Here is a 15146-nt window from a genome sequence, read left to right as displayed (position 1 = left end):
GAGGAGGCGCATCAGGGGCCTGAATTCGGCGCCGTCCGATGAGCGCCGCCAGCATCCTTTCGGTCGCCGCGGAGATTTTCCCCCTGATCAAGACCGGCGGCCTGGCCGACGTCGTCGGGGCGCTGCCGCTGGCTCTGGCGCGCGAGGGAGTCAAGGTCGTGACCCTGATCCCCGGCTATCCGGCTGTGAAAGCCGCGCTGGAAACGCCCAACATGGTACACCGTTTCGCCAGCCTGATGGGCGCGCCGGCCCGGCTGCTGCGTGCGAGGGCGGGCGCTCTGGACCTCCTGGTGATCGATGCGCCTCACCTCTATGATCGACCCGGCAATCCCTATCTGCAGGCGCCGGGAGTCGAATGGCCTGACAACGGTCAGCGCTTTGCCGCCCTGGCCAAGGTCGCCGCCGAAATCGGCCTGGGCCTCCTGGCTGACTACCGCCCCGATGTGATCCAGGCTCACGACTGGCACGCCGGCCTGACGCCTGCCTATCTCCACTATGCGCAGAAAGAACGCCGGCTCCGGGCGCCGCCGGTCGTCCTATCAATCCACAATCTGGCCTTTCAGGGACTGTTCCCGGCAAGCCTGCGGACCAAGCTCGGGCTGCCGGCGGAGGCCATGGCTATCGACGGCGTCGAATACTGGGGCGACATCGGCTTTCTCAAAGCCGGCATCCAGTTCGCCGATCAGGTCACCACCGTCTCTCCAAGCTACGCGGCGGAGATCACCACCGAAGAGGGCGGCATGGGCCTGGGCGGGCTCTTGAAGACCCGCGCCAAATCGCTGGTCGGCATCCTCAATGGCATCGACGCGGACGTCTGGAACCCTGAGACAGACACCGACATCAGCGCTCGCTATACGGCAGAGACGCTCGAACGTCGCGCCATCAACAAGCTGGCTCTTCAAGCCAAATTTGGCCTTCGTCCGGACGCCGAAGCCCCGCTCTTTGGCATCCTCAGCCGGCTCACCGACCAGAAGGGCGTCGATCTGCTGCTGGGCGCCCTGCCGGTGCTGTTTGCCGAGGGCGCCCAGCTGATCGTCTGCGGCCAGGGCGAGCCGCGGTACGAGGCCGCGTTCTCGCAGGCCGCCGAGCGCTATCCCGGCGCCATGGGCAGGTTCCTGGGCTACCGGGAAGACCTCGCCCATCTCATCCAGGCTGGCGCTGACGCGATCCTGGCGCCGTCGCGTTTCGAGCCCTGCGGCCTCACCCAGCTTTGCGCCATGCGGTATGGGGCCGTCCCGGTCGTCTCGCGCACCGGTGGGTTGTCAGACACCATCATCGACGCCAACACAGCCGGGATCGCCCGTTCGGCCGCCACCGGCGTGCAGTTCGCGCCGGCCACCCAGGACATGCTTGAAGACGCCATCCGCCGAACCTGCGCTCTTTACCGCGATCCGGTCAGCTGGCGGCGCGTCCAGCTCAACGCCATGGCCTCCGATAGCTCCTGGCGCGTGTCGGCCGCCGAATACGCCGCGCTTTTCGCGCGCCTCGCGGCGCGGCCTCTCCGCGCTCCAGCCCAAGATGTGACCACCACGGCGCTGGTGTCGATCGCGCCGGCGAGCCCCAGCGAGCCACGCAGCTTTGCCGCCTACGAGGCCGGTGAGCCCGGCTCCCCCGGGCCAGCGCCCCGACGGGCTACAACCCGCCGGACATCGCCCAGAAGCAAGGCGACGGCCCCGAGCCTGCGTCGGGTTGAAGAACGATGATCGTCGCCGAACTGATCAAGCTGCTGCAGGAGTGCCACCCCCAAGCCGTGGTGCTGATCCCGGCCGACCCGTCCATGGGGCAGGCGTGCGAAAAACTGGCCGATGTGGCCAGGATCGACGCCAGCCAGTTCCCCGACGGGCCAGCGGCGCAAGGCGGCGTGGTCCGGCTCTCGAGCTTTCCCGTCGATCTGCTGATAAGCAGTTTCGGCCTCGCCGAGCAGGCTGGCAGATAGGGGCCTTAAGGCGGACTGGAGCGACCTTGGGGCTTTCCTGCCGCGGTCAGGTGAAGTTGATCCACTCCGGTTCGCGCACAAAGGCGTGCCGAGGCAAGCCGGTCATCGACCGAAGCCGCCGAAGATCCAGCAGGTTGATCGTGCGCACGCCGCGCTGGATGAGGCCAGCGCGCTCCATCGCGCCGAATTTTCGGCTGACATGGACAGGACTAAGGCCCACAAGATCTCCGACCTGGCCCTGGGTCAGCGGGAAAGGCATGGTTCCTTGCTCGGCCAGGCCAAGCGCGCCCAAGCGGTCGAAGAGTTCGACGAGCATGCCGGCGATGCGCACCGATCCGTCGGTCTGTCCCATCAGAGCCAGGGCCTCCATCAGTGTTAAGCGCTCGCGCTGGGCGCCTAGGAAATGCGCCGCCGCGATGCGCGGGAAACGCGCCAACACCCCCATCAGGTCGCCGCGCGACACCGGTCGCACCGTGATCGGGGTGAGCGCCGTCAGGCATTCGGCCGTCCGGGTCACACAAAGGCTTGGCGTCCCTAGGACATCGCGCGGCAGGTGGATCTTGACCGTCTGCTGTCGACCGGAAGCGACCGTGATCGACGACGCCACCCAGCCGTCGACGAGCAGGAAGAGGTGTGTCGGCTTGGTTCCGTCGCGCTTGAGCACATGGTCTCGCGGGAGATGCTGAGCGGGACCCAAGATGGCCGCCAGCGCCGCACGTTCGGCGCCGCTAAGATCGAACACTTCGTCAAGGTGTCCCCCTCGGCGCCCCGGGTGCGCCGGCCCGCGCCGCTGCTTGCTCATCCATGGGTCCCGGATCGCCAAGAACCCAAGGTCGCGCATTATCCTAGGTTATGGTTTGTGACGATCGATCAGCAAGGTTGCCGCGCACCGCCGCGCCATGTCGCCATACTGAGCCTCGTCGCGCCGATCTAGCCTGAAGCCGGGTCTCATTTTTCAGCCGGAGAAGGCGGCCTTGCCGTATCGCTTTGCCGCTGAGCGGACCCACACCAGCCCAAAGCGTGGGCTGGCCGGCCGAGATCTTCGCAGGCGAGCGGTCCGGACGAGGCTTGGGAAGGTGGAATACCGCTCCGATCGGACCCTGGCGTTTCGATCGCCAGCGGCTCGAAATCACCTGAATATCGCCCTGGCGCCGACGGCGCGGCGGCCCGGCACCGCCCTCGGCAGACGTCTGCGGCATCCAAGTTCTCGAGTTTTGCGCCTGTCTCGGGGGGCAGGCGAAATTCCCCTTCGGCGGCTGAAACCGATTGCGGCGCCGCGCGATCCTATCAAATGATCATTATCGTCGCGCGGTCGAGGGCAGGCTTCGGCGTCTTGTTGGGGAGCGACCTTGTCGAGGAATTCGACGAGGTGGATGTGGCGAGGGCCTGCGCGGCGAGACTATGCGAGGAGGCCCGCGCGCGAGGCGAAAGCTTCAGCTGGGTCGATGTCAGCCAGGCGTCCGCGCCGCTGGCGATGGGCCGAAAGCCGTGAGACCATAGGCGCACGAGGCAGGAGAGCCTGGCGAGTTGGAGCGCCTGCTGGTCCTGGCTCGCGCGGATGACTTGGCGATGAAGTTCGATTTGGCGTGACGGGCGTCGAGTGGCCCGGCCAGCCAGCGCGCCCACCCGCTCCTTGAGCGGTAAGTGTATGAGCCTGCCGCCGCGGCCCGGGCGAGGCCGCAGCGAGCATGGTTCGGCCATTCTTCCGAGCGCTGGAAAAGGGTGGGCCGTGGCTAAGCTTTCGCCCCTACCGCGTGCGGATCAGCCGCCGCCTTACAGATCGACCTTGGCGTTGTCGCCCATTTGCGGGGCCGCGCCGGTCACCGCCGCCAGGACCATCTTGACCAGCGCCACGGCCTTGCCGGGGCTGTCCCAGAGCTCACCTTGGTCGGGGGTGAAGGTTATCAGGCGGATGGATGGGTCGCTGGCGTCCTCCCACCAGGCCTTGTCGAAGTCGGACCACAGCGCCGCGATCTTTTCGCGCTCGTTGCTGAGACGCGCCGAACCGACCATCACGACGTATTTGTAATGGCTGTTGTCGGCCCAGGCGCAGGAAACGGCGGGGAAGTGCTCGACCTGGTCGTTCTTGCCGCCTTCGACATCGACGAGGAAATAGACGGCGTGCTCGTCGCGGCGCACCCGTGCCGAAAGCGGCCGGCTGTGCTGCTGCTCGCCGTCCCAGGTGGTGAACATCGCGATGTCGATCTTCTCGGCCAGCTCCCAGATCCGGTCGGCGACCTCTTGGGGCGGCTTGGGATTGTCGTCGCTGCGTTTCTTGGTCATCGAAGGCCCTCTAGATGTGAACAAAGCCAACGCGCCGGTGCGCGGCTGTGTTGCAGGCTTAGGGACAAGTGCGGCCGGCCCGGCAATCATCCAGCGGGCGGCGGCAAGGCCGCGGGACAGTTGAGGCGATCGCCTCTAGCCGCTCAGCGCGCAAAGCAAGGCGTGGACCAGCGCGCGGCGTTCGACCTCGCTGTCGCTGGCCTTGGCTACGACGAGCTTGTCCTCGCGGACCGTCAGAACCTCGCGCCACCGCGACAGGGCGGTCATGGCCTCTGCCGGCGAAGCGCTGGCCGGGGTGAGCGACACCCCCTTGGGGCCGGCGCGCACCTGACGCACCCCCGCGCTTTTGGCCAGGCGCCGCAGGCGCGCGTCGTCAAGCAGTGTGCCGACCGGCGGGGGGAGGGCGCCGAAGCGATCCTCCAGCTCTTCCTCGAAAGCGTCGATCTGGACTTGGTCTTCCATTCTCGCCAGTCGGGCGTAGAGATTGATCCGGGTCACCGCGTCGGGCACGTAGGCGGTCGGGATCGCGCCGGGCTCGCCAAGCTGCAGATCGGGGGTCCAGTCTTCCGCCTCGGCCTCGCCGCACTCCACCCGCAGGGCTCCGGCCAGCAAGCGCTGGTAAAGCCCCGCGCCGATCATTCGCATATGTCCGGCCTGATCCTCGCCGACCAGATCGCCGCCGCCGCGCAGATCCAGGTCCCGGGCGCTGATGGCCAGGCCCGATCCCAGGCGATCAAACGCCTCCAGCGTCGAAAGCCGCGCGCGGGTTGCCTCGGAAAGGTCCTCATCCGGATCCGACAAAAGATAGGCCACCCCTTGAATGCGGCCCCGGCCGACCCGGCCGCGCAGCTGATGAAGCTGAGCCAGGCCAAAGCGGTCGGGCCGCCAGACCACCATGGTGTTGGCCCGCGGCACGTCCAGCCCGCTCTCGATGATGTTGGTGGCCAGAAGAACGTCCCCGTCGCCATCGGCGAAGCCGACCATCACCGCATCGGCCGCCTCGGCGGCCAGATCGCCGTGGGCCACACGCACTTGCAGCTCAGGGACGAGGCTGGCCAACTGGGCCTGCAGCAGATCGATGTCCTCGATCCGCGGCACGACGACGAAGCTCTGCCCGCCCCGGCGCTTTTCGCGCATGAGCGCCAGGCGCAGGCTGGCCGCATCGAAAGGGGCCAGGAACGTGCGGATAGGACGCCTGCGGGCGGGCGGGCTGGCGATGACGCTGACATCTTGTACGCCGATCATCGCCGCTTGCAGGGTCCGAGGGATCGGCGTGGCCGTCAGGGTCAGGAGATGGCCGTCCACGGCCATGGCGCGCAATTTCGCCTTTAGCGCCGCGCCGAACTTCTGTTCCTCGTCGATGATCATCAGCCCAAGGTCACTAAAGCCGATGTCCTTGCCCGCCAGGGCCTGGGTGCCGATCACCACGCCGATCTGGCCCGCTTCCAGGCCCTGCTTGACCGCCTGGGCTTGGGCGGGACTGACCAGGCGCGACAGGTGAGCCACGCCGATCCCCGTGCCGCAGAACCGCCGCTTGAAGGTTTCGACGTGTTGGCGAGCCAGGACCGTCGTCGGGGCGGCCAGGGCCACCTGGCGCCCGCTCAGGGCCACGGCGGCGGCCGCCCGTAAGGCCACCTCGGTCTTGCCAAAGCCGACGTCGCCGCACACCAGACGGTCCATGGGCCGTCCGCTGGCGAGGTCGGCCAGGACCGCCTCGATGGCGGCCGACTGATCGGGCGTCTCGGGATAGGCAAAGCGAGCGGCGAACTTGGCGTAGGCCGCCTTGGGCGCGACGATGGGCGGGCAGGCCCTTTCCTCACGCGCCTTGGCCAGGGCCACCAGTCGGGCGGCGGCCGCTTCCAGGTGTTGATGAACCTCGGCGCGCCGCTTGGACCAACCCTCGCCCTTGAGCCGGTCGAGGGTTACCGCGCTCTCTTCGGCCCCGTAACGCCAGACGCGGCCGATCTCCTCGACGGGCGCCTGCAGAATGTCGCCGCCATGATACTCCAGTTGCAAGGTGTCATGGCCTACGCCGTCAACCTCGATCCGGGCCAGATCACGCAGCACCCCCACCCCGTGATCTTCGTGCAGGACGACGTCGCCGGGGCGAAGTTCGGGTTCGGCCAAAAGATCCTGCAGGTTGGTCGCGCCGCGCGCGGCGGTGCGCCCGCCGACCACGTCGCTGGCGGCGATCACGGCAAGCTGGCTGGCCGCCTCGATGAAGCCGGTGTCGAGATCAAGCTCGATGCTGACCACTGCGTCCAGGGGACTGGCGAGCGCCTGCGCCCAGTCGGCGCAAGGCAGCGGTTTGAGTTCAAGACCACGGGCCAGAGCCCGGGCAAGAGGCCGAAGCTCCTGCCCCAAGCCTGTCAAGACCACGCGACGCCCGGCCTGACGATGATGGTCGACGAGATCGCAAAAGGCCCGGCCGGGATTGCGCTGGAGAGCAAGGTTGCTCACCGGTTCGAAGCCGCGCGTCTCCAGGCGCACGGCCGACCAGCTGGCGAGCGCCGCCTTCAGGTCCGCGCCCAGGAGGTTGAGGTCTCCGGGCGCGCCAGGCTCAGGGCCCGCCCCGCCGAGCGTCTTTCGCGCCTCGAAAGCGTCCAGCACGTGAGCCTCGACCTCGTCAAGGCGCGCCGCGGCCTTGACGTCCATGGAAAGCCTGGCCTTGGGCAAAAGCTCGAACAGCGAGACCAGTACGCCGTAGTGGTCGACCATGGCGTGCTCGGCCCCGGCTTGCCGCTCGGGAACCGCGCCATCGGCGCCGGGCCTGAGGATCAGCTCGCTCGCCGGGCCAAGGCGCAGGGTTTCGAGCTCGCCGGACGAGCGCTGGCTCAAGGGGTCGAAGGTTCGTATCTCGGCGATCCGGCCAGCGTCGAGCGCGATACGCACCGGGCAGGCGCCGTCCGCGGGGAAGATGTCGATGACCTCGCCCAGGAAGGCGATCTCGCCGGGCTCATCGATGCGCTCGTCGGCCACATATCCAGCGGCGGCGGCGAAGTCGCCAAGCACTTGGCGGTCGAGCACGTCGCCGCGCCGAAGTTCTAGCGCCGTCTCGCGCGCCAGCGCCGCCGGCGGCAGCTTCTGGACGATAGCCTCGGGCGAGGTGACCAAAACCCGCCGGCCCGCCGGCTGCGCAAGTCGCCCGAAGATCGCCATGCGCCGCCCCATCACATCCCGCGACGGCGAGGCGCGATCATAGGGCAGGCAGTCCCACGGCGGCAGCACCAGGACTTCGAGGCAGGGGGCGAAGCCAGCCAGGGCCCGGCCGATTTCCTCGGCGCGGCGTTCGCTGGACGCCAGGTGAACGAGGGTGGCTTGGCCCTTGGCGGCTTTACGCGACAGGGCTAGCGCCACGGCCGAAGCGGGCGGCTGGATGCTTGGCGCGCTGGACGCGCGGTGGTTGCGAGCGCCCGGCGCCAGGATTTCGCCGACGGTGGGGATGGGGCTCGCGGCCTGGGACATGGGGAAAAAAACTCTTGAAGACGCGCCCGCGCCGCCGCGTGCAGGGCCGAAACACTTCATGCCAGAGGAGGTTGCAGGCGCTGCTCAGGGAGGAGCCCACGAGGCCGCCCGGCGATCTTTTGACCTGGGCGCAGCATCAATCACGGAACGTTCGCGGGGAGGGCGCCGTTCAGCCTGCCCGACGGCAGCGCTTGGGCGTTGGCGCAGGCGCGAGGATCGCAAATTGTGGCGAGCAGAAGCACAGCCGTGGGCGCGGCGTCTCAGGCGCCTTGCGGCGCGGGATGAGATCATTCAGGGGCTCGAATGGGCCGGCCGACTCGGTTACGCCGCCCGCGGCGTCGTCTATCTGGGCCTGGGCGCAATCGTGCTCATGGCCGCTGTCGATCTGACGCCGCGGGCGCGCGGCGCCAAGGCGATGCTGGCGGCCTGGGCCGCCTGGCCGCCTGGTCTGGTGATCGTGACTCTTGTCTCGCTGGGCCTGCTGGGCTTTGCGATATGGCGCGGCCTGCAGGCCGGCCTCGACGCCGATCGCCATGGCGTGTCGCCCAAGGCGATCGCCGTGCGCGTCGGTCAAGCCGCCAGCGGGCTGATATACGGCGGGCTCGGGCTTTGGGGCCTGGAACTGCTCGACGCTTTCGAGGATGTCGGAGAGGCCGATGAGGAACAGGCCGCCCACGGCGCGGCCGCCACCGTCCTGAACTGGCCCCACGGCGAGGCGCTGCTGCTGGCGGCGGGCCTGACGCTCGTCGGCGTTGGGATAGGCAACGTCGTCCAGGGCCTGATGCAGGATTTCTCCAAGCGCCTGGCGTGCGATGCGCGTCTCTGCCGCGTCGTCGCGCCGCTGGCCCGGATCGGTTATGGGGCGCGGGGCTTGGCCACCCTGCCGGCCGGCGTCTTCCTCCTGAAGGCGGGGCTGGAGGCGCGTAGTGCTGACGTTCACAGCTGGGGCGGCGCTCTGCAGGCGCTTGAACGCCAGCCGTTCGGATCCTGGGTCCTGGGTCTGATCGCCTTGGGGCTGGCGGCCTTTGGTCTCTTTGGTTTCGTAGAGGCGGTTTTCCGACGCATCCGTCCCGCCCGGGCGCTCGCCTGATGGGCGGGGACGATCGCATCGCTCGCGCCAAGGCCGCTTCGCGAGAAGCCCGCGCGCCCACCCCCTGGTCGCGGCTGAGTGAAACCATCGGCGCCCCGATCGCTTATTGCGGATAATGGCAGGTAGGCTGGGCGGAATGACCTTGTGGCGCTGATCGGGCTCGGCGCGGCACTCTGCTCGATGGGGAGCTTCGTGCCTCAGTTGATCAAGATCTGGCGTGAGGGCGATGCTTCAGCCGTCTCGCTGCGAATGTTCGCCCTGACGGTTGCCGGCTTCACGCTTTAGACGGTCTATGGCGTCTTGCGTGGAGGCTGGCCGCTGGTGCTCAGCAATCTCGTCTGCCTAGGGCTGTCGGCGGCGATTCTGATTTCCAAGACGATCCTGGAGCGACGCTCAGCCTGAGGCCGTCATCGCCGCAGCCGTGCAAAACGCTGGCGCATCATGCCGCTCCGGCGTCGGGAACCTGAGCATTCGAGCCAAGGCGACTCATCACCGCGTGGAGCGCGGCAAACTGCACTGGCTTGGCCATGTAGCCGTCCGCCCCCGCCTGTACGCCCGCCGCGCGGTCGGCTTCCCCAGCGCTGGCGCTGAGCATCACGATGGGCACGCAGAACCCCTCGCAGCGTATGGCTCGGACGGCCTCCAAGCCGTCCATGACCGGCATGTTGACGTCCATGAGGACCAGGTCGAATCCGCCTTGACGGACAGCCGCCAGGCCTTCGGCGCCGTTCTCGGCCAAGACGCACAGGTGCCCAAGGCCCTCGAGCCAGGCGGCGAGGATGCGCTGATTGGCTGGGTGATCCTCGACGACCAGGACCCGGCGCGCGGTGGAGGCTGGATCTGGCGCCTCGGCCTCGGCGAGGATCTCGGGCGCTGCGCGACGCACCAGCGGCAGATCGATGACGAACCGTGAGCCCGCCTGGCTCGGCTCAAGACGAAGATCGCCGCCAAGCAGGCCGGCCACACGGCGGGAGATCGCAAGGCCAAGGCCCGCGCCGCCGTGGCGGCGCGTGCTGGAGCTGTCGACCTGGCTGAAGGCCTGGAAAAGACGGGCCTGGCCAGCGCCCGTCACACCCGGACCGGTGTCGGCGACCGTGATCCAAAGGCGCTCGGATCCTTGCGATGGGACCGCCTCGACAGTGACGCTGACGCCGCCGGCTTGGGTGAACTTCACCGCGTTGGAGAGCAGATTATGAAGCATCTGGCCCAGGCGGATCGGGTCGCAGAGCAAAGCGTCAGGGAGATCCGGGGCGAACGCCACCTCGAGGCTAAGGCCTTTCTCCTGCGCCCGGGGCCTCCAAAGGGCCGTGATGCGGCGAACGAGCGGCGCAAGCTCGACATCGACGAGCGAGACCTCCAGCTTGCCCGCCTCGATGCGCGCGAAATCCAGTATGTCGTCCAGGAGGCGGGCCAGGGTGCGGCCCTGCTCGTCGATAACCGCGACCAGTTCCTGCGCCGGCGCGTCCAAGGCGCCGTTGCGCAAGAGTTGCGCCGCCCCCAGCACCCCGTTCATGGGCGTGCGCAGTTCGTGGCTGATGACGGCCATGAACGCCGACTTGGCGTCGCTGGCGGCGGTCGCCTCGTCGCGGGCGATCTCAAGCGCGGCGATCAAGCGCGCCTGCTCGGCCTGGAAGGCGTCGATCTGCGCCTTGTGGACGCGCCCGAAGAACGCCTTGGTGAGGATCGCCGAGCCCGCCACGCCCGCGGCCGCCAGTAGCGCCCAACGCCCAGGCTCGCTGCGCGCGGTTGCGAGCACATAGGCCAGCACCACCAGATAAGGGGTCGCGACAATCAGGGCGCGCCTGGGGAGATGCCGAAACTGGGTCGCGACCAGGAGGACCCCGGCGAACAGGAACGTGATGGTCGCGACCAATGACCAGGGGCCATGGGTTCGCCACGCCAACAGCGGGGCCAAAGCCCAGGCCGCCGAGGTCAGGGTGGCGATCACGGTGAGCTCGGCGCCGACGCTGACCCGGGCGCTTCGCGTGAGAGCGCGCTCGATGCGCCCCCGCACCAGCCCCAGGACGCAGCAGGCGATGAACCAGCCAAAGGCGAGGTAAGCGTCGCAGCACACGCCGAGCAACAAGGCCCACGCGGCTAACAGCCAATAGCGAAGACCCTGAGCAATGACGATCGTCGACACGCCCGCGCGGCCCCCGCCTTCGGATGGACGGACCAAGAGGACATGGTTTTGCGGGGGTGGCGCCTGCAGGGACGACGAGGATGCGCGCGAGCTCATCGTCCTAGTTCACACGCAGGTGCTTAAGAGTCGATTATATCGATGTCGATATTTTCTACTCCGGCAGACCTTTTTGATGTCTGGGCGAAGTTGGTCTAGAACCTGACATATGGCGCAGAAAGATCCTGTCACCAGGGGCCCGATGGGTTCCGACGGCGCGTTCGACGAATTGCGCGTCGATCAGCAGCTCTGTCTGGCGCTGCAGACATCAGACAGCCTGGTGACGAGGCTCTATCGCCAGATGCTCGCGCCGCTCGGCCTCACTCACCCGCAGTACCTCGTTCTGATCTCGCTCTGGCAGGAGAGCGGGCGGGCGGCGATGGGCGACCTTCGGCGAATCCTGTGCATGGACACCGGGGCCGTCACCCCGCTCGTCAAGCGTATGAAAAGCAAGGGCCTGCTCGTCCGCTCGCGTGATGATGTGGACGAACGCAGGGTTTGGGTCGATCTGACGCCGCAGGGTTGGGCCCTGCGCGAGAAGGCTCTGGAGGCGCGGCGCTCCGTCGTGCGCCAGTTGCCGTTGACAGAGCCTCAAATCGCCGCCTTGCGCAGCGAGCTGCAGGCCATGAACGAGGCGCTGCTGACAGCCCTTCGAGACTAAGCGTCCGGCAGGTCAACGACCTTGTAGCGCGGGTATAACGGTTGCAGCCGCCGACGGCTCTGAACCGGGCGGCGTCTGACGTGTTCAGCCGACATGACCAATACCGCCCCGATCCGCTCCGCCCTCATTGGCGCCGTCGCCAGCGCCCGGTCGATGACCCCGATGGCCACCATCGCCTTGGCCCCCCTGGCCAGCCGCTCGACGCCCGGCAAGCTCGTCCTGCTCGATCACCCGCTGTTCAAGTTCGGCGCCCTGGCCGTGGGGGGTCGGCGAGCTGCTGGGTGACAACATGAAGACCGCCCCCGACCGTACGGTGTTCCTGGGCCTGCGGGCCCGGATCGCCAGCGCCGGCATCGCCGGCGCTGCCCTGGCGCCGCGCGGTCGCTAGAGGGCCGGAGCGGGCGTGGCGATCGCCACCGCCGCCCCGCTGGCCTATCTGACGCTGGCGGGACGCAAGCAGGCGATGGCGAAGTTCGGCCAGACGCCCAGCGGTCTCGTCGAGGACGCCCTGGTCGTCGCCGCGGGCGTGGCGACCATCGCTTTCTTCACGCACCAGCAGTGGGGCCACCGGCGGTGAAGGGAATCTCCACGCCAACCAGGTGTCGCCTGGCCGTCGGAGCGCTGGAGGCGCACCAGGTGAACCGGCCTTCGAGGAACCGGCTGCAAGCCTGACCGTTGGCACGGCGAGAGCTGGAGGACAGCGCCTTGGATGCGAACGCGGGTTATGCCCGAGCCCTGAGCCGCGCCTTCGGCGGGGCCCTGCTGTTTTCTTTTCCGCTGCTGATGACCATGGAGATGTGGTCGCTGGGCATGGCGGTGGAGCGCTGGCGCCTGCTGGTGTTTCTGCTGCTGACCCTGCCGATGCTGATCGGTCTGTCCTACTACGCCGGCTTCGAACCGACCTTTCGGCTGAAGGACGAGGTCCTGGACGCCTTGGCCGCCTTCGGCGTCGGCTTCCTGCTGGCAGCGGTCTTGCTGACCGTCTTCGGCGTGCTGCGGCGCGACGACATCCTCACCCAGGCCGGCCTTGGCAAGATCGCGCTGTGCGCCGCGCCCGCAGCCGTAGGCGCGCTTCTGGCCGGCAAGCAGTTGGGCGAGCGAGGACCCGGCGCGCGGGAGAAGGAACGCGCTGGCCCGCTCAGCGAGCTTTTCCTGATGGCGGTGGGGGCGGCGTTCCTGGCCTTCAACGTCGCTCCGACCGAGGAGATGGTGCTGATCGCCTACCAGATGGGGCCGTGGGCCACCCTGGCCCTGGTGGCGATCTCCATCCTGCTGCTGCACGTCTTCGTCTACCAGCTCGGCTTTCCTGGCGAGACGCGCCGTCGGCAGGCCGGCGACTTTCGCCGCACCTTCGTGGCCTTCACCTGCCCCGGCTACGGGGTCGCCCTGCTGATGAGCCTCTATCTGCTCTGGACCTTCGGGCGCACCGATGGGGTCGCCGCCCACGAAATCGCCACCATGACCGTCGTCCTTGGCTTTCCCGCCGCCATCGGCGCGGCCACCGCGCGCCTGGTGGTCTGATGGCCCAGAAGCCCAAAACCGTAAGTCGATCGCCAGCCTCCAGGGCGAAGGCCTCGCCCAAGCCGACGCCGGCGAAGGAAACGCCGGCCCTGGAATGGGCCTCGGCGGCCGTGGGGCTGGTGCTGGCCGCCACGGCCATCGGCTTCACGGCCTGGGACGCCGTGTTCGGCGCCAAGGGGCCGCCGGCCATCGAGGTGAATCTGGTCGAGGTCACGCCCACGGCTCACGGCTATGTCGCGCAGGTGGAGGCTTTCAATCACGGCGGAGAGCCGGCCGCCCAGGTCCAGATCGAAGGCGTGCTGTCGAGCGAGGGCGCGCAGCAGACCTCGGGCTTCACGATCGACTATGTCGCCGAGGGCTCCAAGGCGTCGGGCGGTCTGGTCTTCGAGAAGGATCCGAGGGCAGGCGAGCTGATGCTGCGCGCGACGGGTTTCGCCGACGCGTCCTGACGGCGTTGAACGCTAGTGACGCCAGAGGAATGGCGCTGATTGCCAAACGATGGCGATGGCGGCGAGGGTCGACGCCAGGGCCGACAGGCGCGGTACGAACACTCCGCCGAGACCGGGGCGGCGGGAGGCCCGCCAGGCCCGAACGGCCAAGGCGACTGCCGCCAGGACACAGGCGAGCGTCAGGCCCGCGAGAAGCCAGGTGAGCGGGGCCTGGTGCTCGTACGAGGATATGTCGACCAGACTGGCGATCGCATAGGCGGCCAGGAAATGCGCCGCCCACAGCACAAGACCGCCCAGCAGCGTGAGCCAGGCCCTCACGCCAGGCCTGCGGGAAAGAGGCGGGTGACGCCGAGCCCGACGAGGCCCTGGCCGGCGGTGTAGGCCAGGAACAGGCCGACGAGTTCTATCGTCGCTGGCCGGTCGGGGCCGACATAGCCATACAGCCGCCGCATCAGCACATAGAGCGCCATGATCGCCGCGACGGCGACGAAGAAGCCCTGCCAGGCCAGGATGGCGTGGACGATCGCGCCTTGAGCGCTGGCCTGCGGCGCAAGGCCGGTCGAACGCCACGACGACAGATCGACGCCGAAGGCCAGCCCCAGTAGGGTGGCGCTGGCGAGGACCATGGCTGTAGCCAGCCAAGGGCGCGAGAGCTGGCGTCTGGCCAGCAGGGCCAGGGCGCCGCCGCCGATGGCCGATGCCGTCGCGATGGCCAGCGAGGCGACGTCCGGCGGCGGACGCCAGGCGTCGGGATTGCGGCTCCACAGAAAGACGTAGGAGAAGACCGACATGGCCAGCACCATGCCGCCGACCACCAGGGTCACGACCATGGCCCACCAGCCGGTGCTCGACGGTCCGCTGGCGTAGGTGGGCAGCTCGATCCCGGCGCCGACGTCGACCGTCTGCTGCGGCAGAGGATGATCGAGGAACCAGCACCAGCGCAGCACGCAGAGGATGGCCAGAACGCCGCTCAGCACCGAGGCGGCGTAGGCCTGCACCGTCAGCAGCAGGAAGAAGCCGGCGGTGAACACCGCAGCCCAGACGTGCCAGCCCGAGGGGACGGGCATTCGCAGCAGGTGCTGGGGCTCGGCGTTGACCGGGCTGGTCACCAGGGTCTCGCGGCCGCCCGTGGGCGCGCCGGGCAGGAAGTAGCGTCCGGCGGCGACGTCTCGGGCGAGGGTCTTCTGGTCCCAGAGCGGATAGAGCGAGGTCACCACCGGGATGCTGCGGGTGGAGTAGAGGCCCGCCGGCAGCCACTCCAGTCCGCCGCCGCCGTAGACGTTGCCGGCCTCGCTGAAGCCGAAGGGTCGGAAATTGCGGATCATGTCGATCACCCAGATCAGCACCCCGGCGGCGAAGACGAAGGCGCCGATGCTGGAGATGAGGTTCGGCCACTCCCAGTCGCGACCAGCGGCATAGGTGTAGACGCGCCTGGGCATGCCCATCAGGCCGGTCAGGTGCATGGGCAGGAAGGCCAGGTGCATGCCGGCGAACATCAACCCGAAGGTCCAGCGGCCCAGGCGCTCGCTCAAGGGCCGGGCCGAGACCATCGGCGTCCAGTA

16 protein-coding genes are annotated in these 15146 nt (G+C 68.4%); 10 read left to right on the top strand and 6 right to left on the bottom strand.

Going from position 1 to position 15146, the window contains the following annotated elements:
• Positions 1–38 precede the first annotated feature (38 nt).
• Entirely contained in the window at positions 39–1703 is a 1665-nt protein-coding gene (glgA, locus tag V6S85_RS10970; RefSeq protein ID WP_334348980.1) for a glycogen synthase GlgA, read from the top strand.
• Positions 1700–1936, top strand: coding sequence for a hypothetical protein (locus V6S85_RS10965; protein WP_334348979.1), 237 nt, complete (start codon positions 1700–1702; stop codon positions 1934–1936). The genes glgA and V6S85_RS10965 overlap by 4 nt, the downstream gene beginning before the upstream one ends.
• A 46-nt stretch (positions 1937–1982) precedes the next feature.
• Here the strand turns inward: V6S85_RS10965 and V6S85_RS10960 are convergent, their stop codons facing one another.
• Complete coding sequence (locus tag V6S85_RS10960; RefSeq protein ID WP_334348978.1) at positions 1983–2738, bottom strand: Crp/Fnr family transcriptional regulator; 756 nt, start codon at positions 2736–2738, stop codon at positions 1983–1985.
• A gap of 489 nt (positions 2739–3227) precedes the next feature.
• Here V6S85_RS10960 and V6S85_RS10955 point away from each other — a divergent pair, with 489 nt between their 5' ends.
• Complete coding sequence (locus V6S85_RS10955; RefSeq protein ID WP_116570199.1) at positions 3228–3428, top strand: hypothetical protein; 201 nt, start codon at positions 3228–3230, stop codon at positions 3426–3428.
• Between the two features lie 281 nt (positions 3429–3709).
• On the opposite strand, the gene V6S85_RS10950 is transcribed toward V6S85_RS10955, so the two are convergent.
• Complete coding sequence (locus V6S85_RS10950) at positions 3710–4219, bottom strand: pyridoxamine 5'-phosphate oxidase family protein (RefSeq protein ID WP_334348977.1); 510 nt, start codon at positions 4217–4219, stop codon at positions 3710–3712.
• Between the two features lie 135 nt (positions 4220–4354).
• Entirely contained in the window at positions 4355–7684 is a 3330-nt protein-coding gene (locus V6S85_RS10945) for a TRCF domain-containing protein (protein ID WP_334348976.1), read from the bottom strand.
• A 223-nt stretch (positions 7685–7907) separates the two neighbouring features.
• On the opposite strand from V6S85_RS10945, the gene V6S85_RS10940 reads away from it, so the two are divergent.
• Positions 7908–8774 (top strand): DUF1206 domain-containing protein, encoded by an 867-nt coding sequence (locus tag V6S85_RS10940; protein WP_334348975.1) that lies wholly within the window; start codon positions 7908–7910, stop codon positions 8772–8774.
• Positions 8775–8918: 144 nt separating this feature from the next.
• Entirely contained in the window at positions 8919–9059 is a 141-nt protein-coding gene (locus V6S85_RS10935) for a PQ-loop domain-containing transporter (RefSeq protein ID WP_334348973.1), read from the top strand.
• A 154-nt stretch (positions 9060–9213) separates the two neighbouring features.
• On the opposite strand, the gene V6S85_RS10930 is transcribed toward V6S85_RS10935, so the two are convergent.
• Positions 9214–10917, bottom strand: coding sequence for a response regulator (locus V6S85_RS10930; protein ID WP_334348972.1), 1704 nt, complete (start codon positions 10915–10917; stop codon positions 9214–9216).
• Positions 10918–11122: 205 nt separating this feature from the next.
• Between V6S85_RS10930 and V6S85_RS10925 the strand changes: the two genes are divergently transcribed.
• The 5 genes from V6S85_RS10925 (at position 11123) to V6S85_RS10905 (ending at position 13584) form a co-directional block, all read left to right on the top strand.
• Positions 11123–11614, top strand: coding sequence for a MarR family winged helix-turn-helix transcriptional regulator (locus tag V6S85_RS10925; RefSeq protein ID WP_334348971.1), 492 nt, complete (start codon positions 11123–11125; stop codon positions 11612–11614).
• Positions 11615–11707: 93 nt separating this feature from the next.
• Entirely contained in the window at positions 11708–11899 is a 192-nt protein-coding gene (locus V6S85_RS10920) for a hypothetical protein (protein WP_334348970.1), read from the top strand.
• A gap of 118 nt (positions 11900–12017) precedes the next feature.
• Positions 12018–12191 (top strand): hypothetical protein, encoded by a 174-nt coding sequence (locus V6S85_RS10915; RefSeq protein WP_334348969.1) that lies wholly within the window; start codon positions 12018–12020, stop codon positions 12189–12191.
• A gap of 128 nt (positions 12192–12319) precedes the next feature.
• Complete coding sequence (locus V6S85_RS10910; RefSeq protein WP_334348968.1) at positions 12320–13135, top strand: TIGR02587 family membrane protein; 816 nt, start codon at positions 12320–12322, stop codon at positions 13133–13135.
• A complete protein-coding gene (locus V6S85_RS10905) occupies positions 13135–13584 on the top strand; it encodes a hypothetical protein (protein WP_334348967.1) in 450 nt (149 codons plus the stop codon). The genes V6S85_RS10910 and V6S85_RS10905 overlap by 1 nt, the downstream gene beginning before the upstream one ends.
• 12 nt (positions 13585–13596) lie before the next feature.
• Here the strand turns inward: V6S85_RS10905 and V6S85_RS10900 are convergent, their stop codons facing one another.
• Both V6S85_RS10900 and V6S85_RS10895 read right to left on the bottom strand, forming a co-directional pair.
• Positions 13597–13902 (bottom strand): hypothetical protein, encoded by a 306-nt coding sequence (locus V6S85_RS10900; protein ID WP_334348966.1) that lies wholly within the window; start codon positions 13900–13902, stop codon positions 13597–13599.
• On the bottom strand, positions 13899–15146 hold a 1248-nt coding region (locus V6S85_RS10895; RefSeq protein WP_334348965.1), incomplete at its 5' end, for a cbb3-type cytochrome c oxidase subunit I. The genes V6S85_RS10895 and V6S85_RS10900, both read right to left, overlap by 4 nt.

Origin of the sequence: Caulobacter sp. CCNWLW153 (assembly GCF_036889365.1) — a bacterium.
Taxonomy (GTDB): Bacteria; Pseudomonadota; Alphaproteobacteria; order Caulobacterales; family Caulobacteraceae; genus Caulobacter; species Caulobacter radicis.
This window is presented reverse-complemented; position numbering and strand designations above follow the sequence as displayed.

What these genes read in the sequence shown, in the direction of transcription:
- glgA (WP_334348980.1), top strand. Translation starts at nt 39, where the DNA reads ATGAGCGCCGCCAGCATCCTTTCGGTCGCCGCGGAGATTTTCCCCCTG.
- V6S85_RS10965 (WP_334348979.1), top strand. Translation starts at nt 1,700, where the DNA reads ATGATCGTCGCCGAACTGATCAAGCTGCTGCAGGAGTGCCACCCCCAA.
- V6S85_RS10960 (WP_334348978.1), bottom strand. Translation starts at nt 2,738, where the DNA reads ATGAGCAAGCAGCGGCGCGGGCCGGCGCACCCGGGGCGCCGAGGGGGA.
- V6S85_RS10955 (WP_116570199.1), top strand. Translation starts at nt 3,228, where the DNA reads ATGATCATTATCGTCGCGCGGTCGAGGGCAGGCTTCGGCGTCTTGTTG.
- V6S85_RS10950 (WP_334348977.1), bottom strand. Translation starts at nt 4,219, where the DNA reads ATGACCAAGAAACGCAGCGACGACAATCCCAAGCCGCCCCAAGAGGTC.
- V6S85_RS10945 (WP_334348976.1), bottom strand. Translation starts at nt 7,684, where the DNA reads ATGTCCCAGGCCGCGAGCCCCATCCCCACCGTCGGCGAAATCCTGGCG.
- V6S85_RS10925 (WP_334348971.1), top strand. Translation starts at nt 11,123, where the DNA reads ATGGCGCAGAAAGATCCTGTCACCAGGGGCCCGATGGGTTCCGACGGC.
- V6S85_RS10920 (WP_334348970.1), top strand. Translation starts at nt 11,708, where the DNA reads ATGACCAATACCGCCCCGATCCGCTCCGCCCTCATTGGCGCCGTCGCC.
- V6S85_RS10905 (WP_334348967.1), top strand. Translation starts at nt 13,135, where the DNA reads ATGGCCCAGAAGCCCAAAACCGTAAGTCGATCGCCAGCCTCCAGGGCG.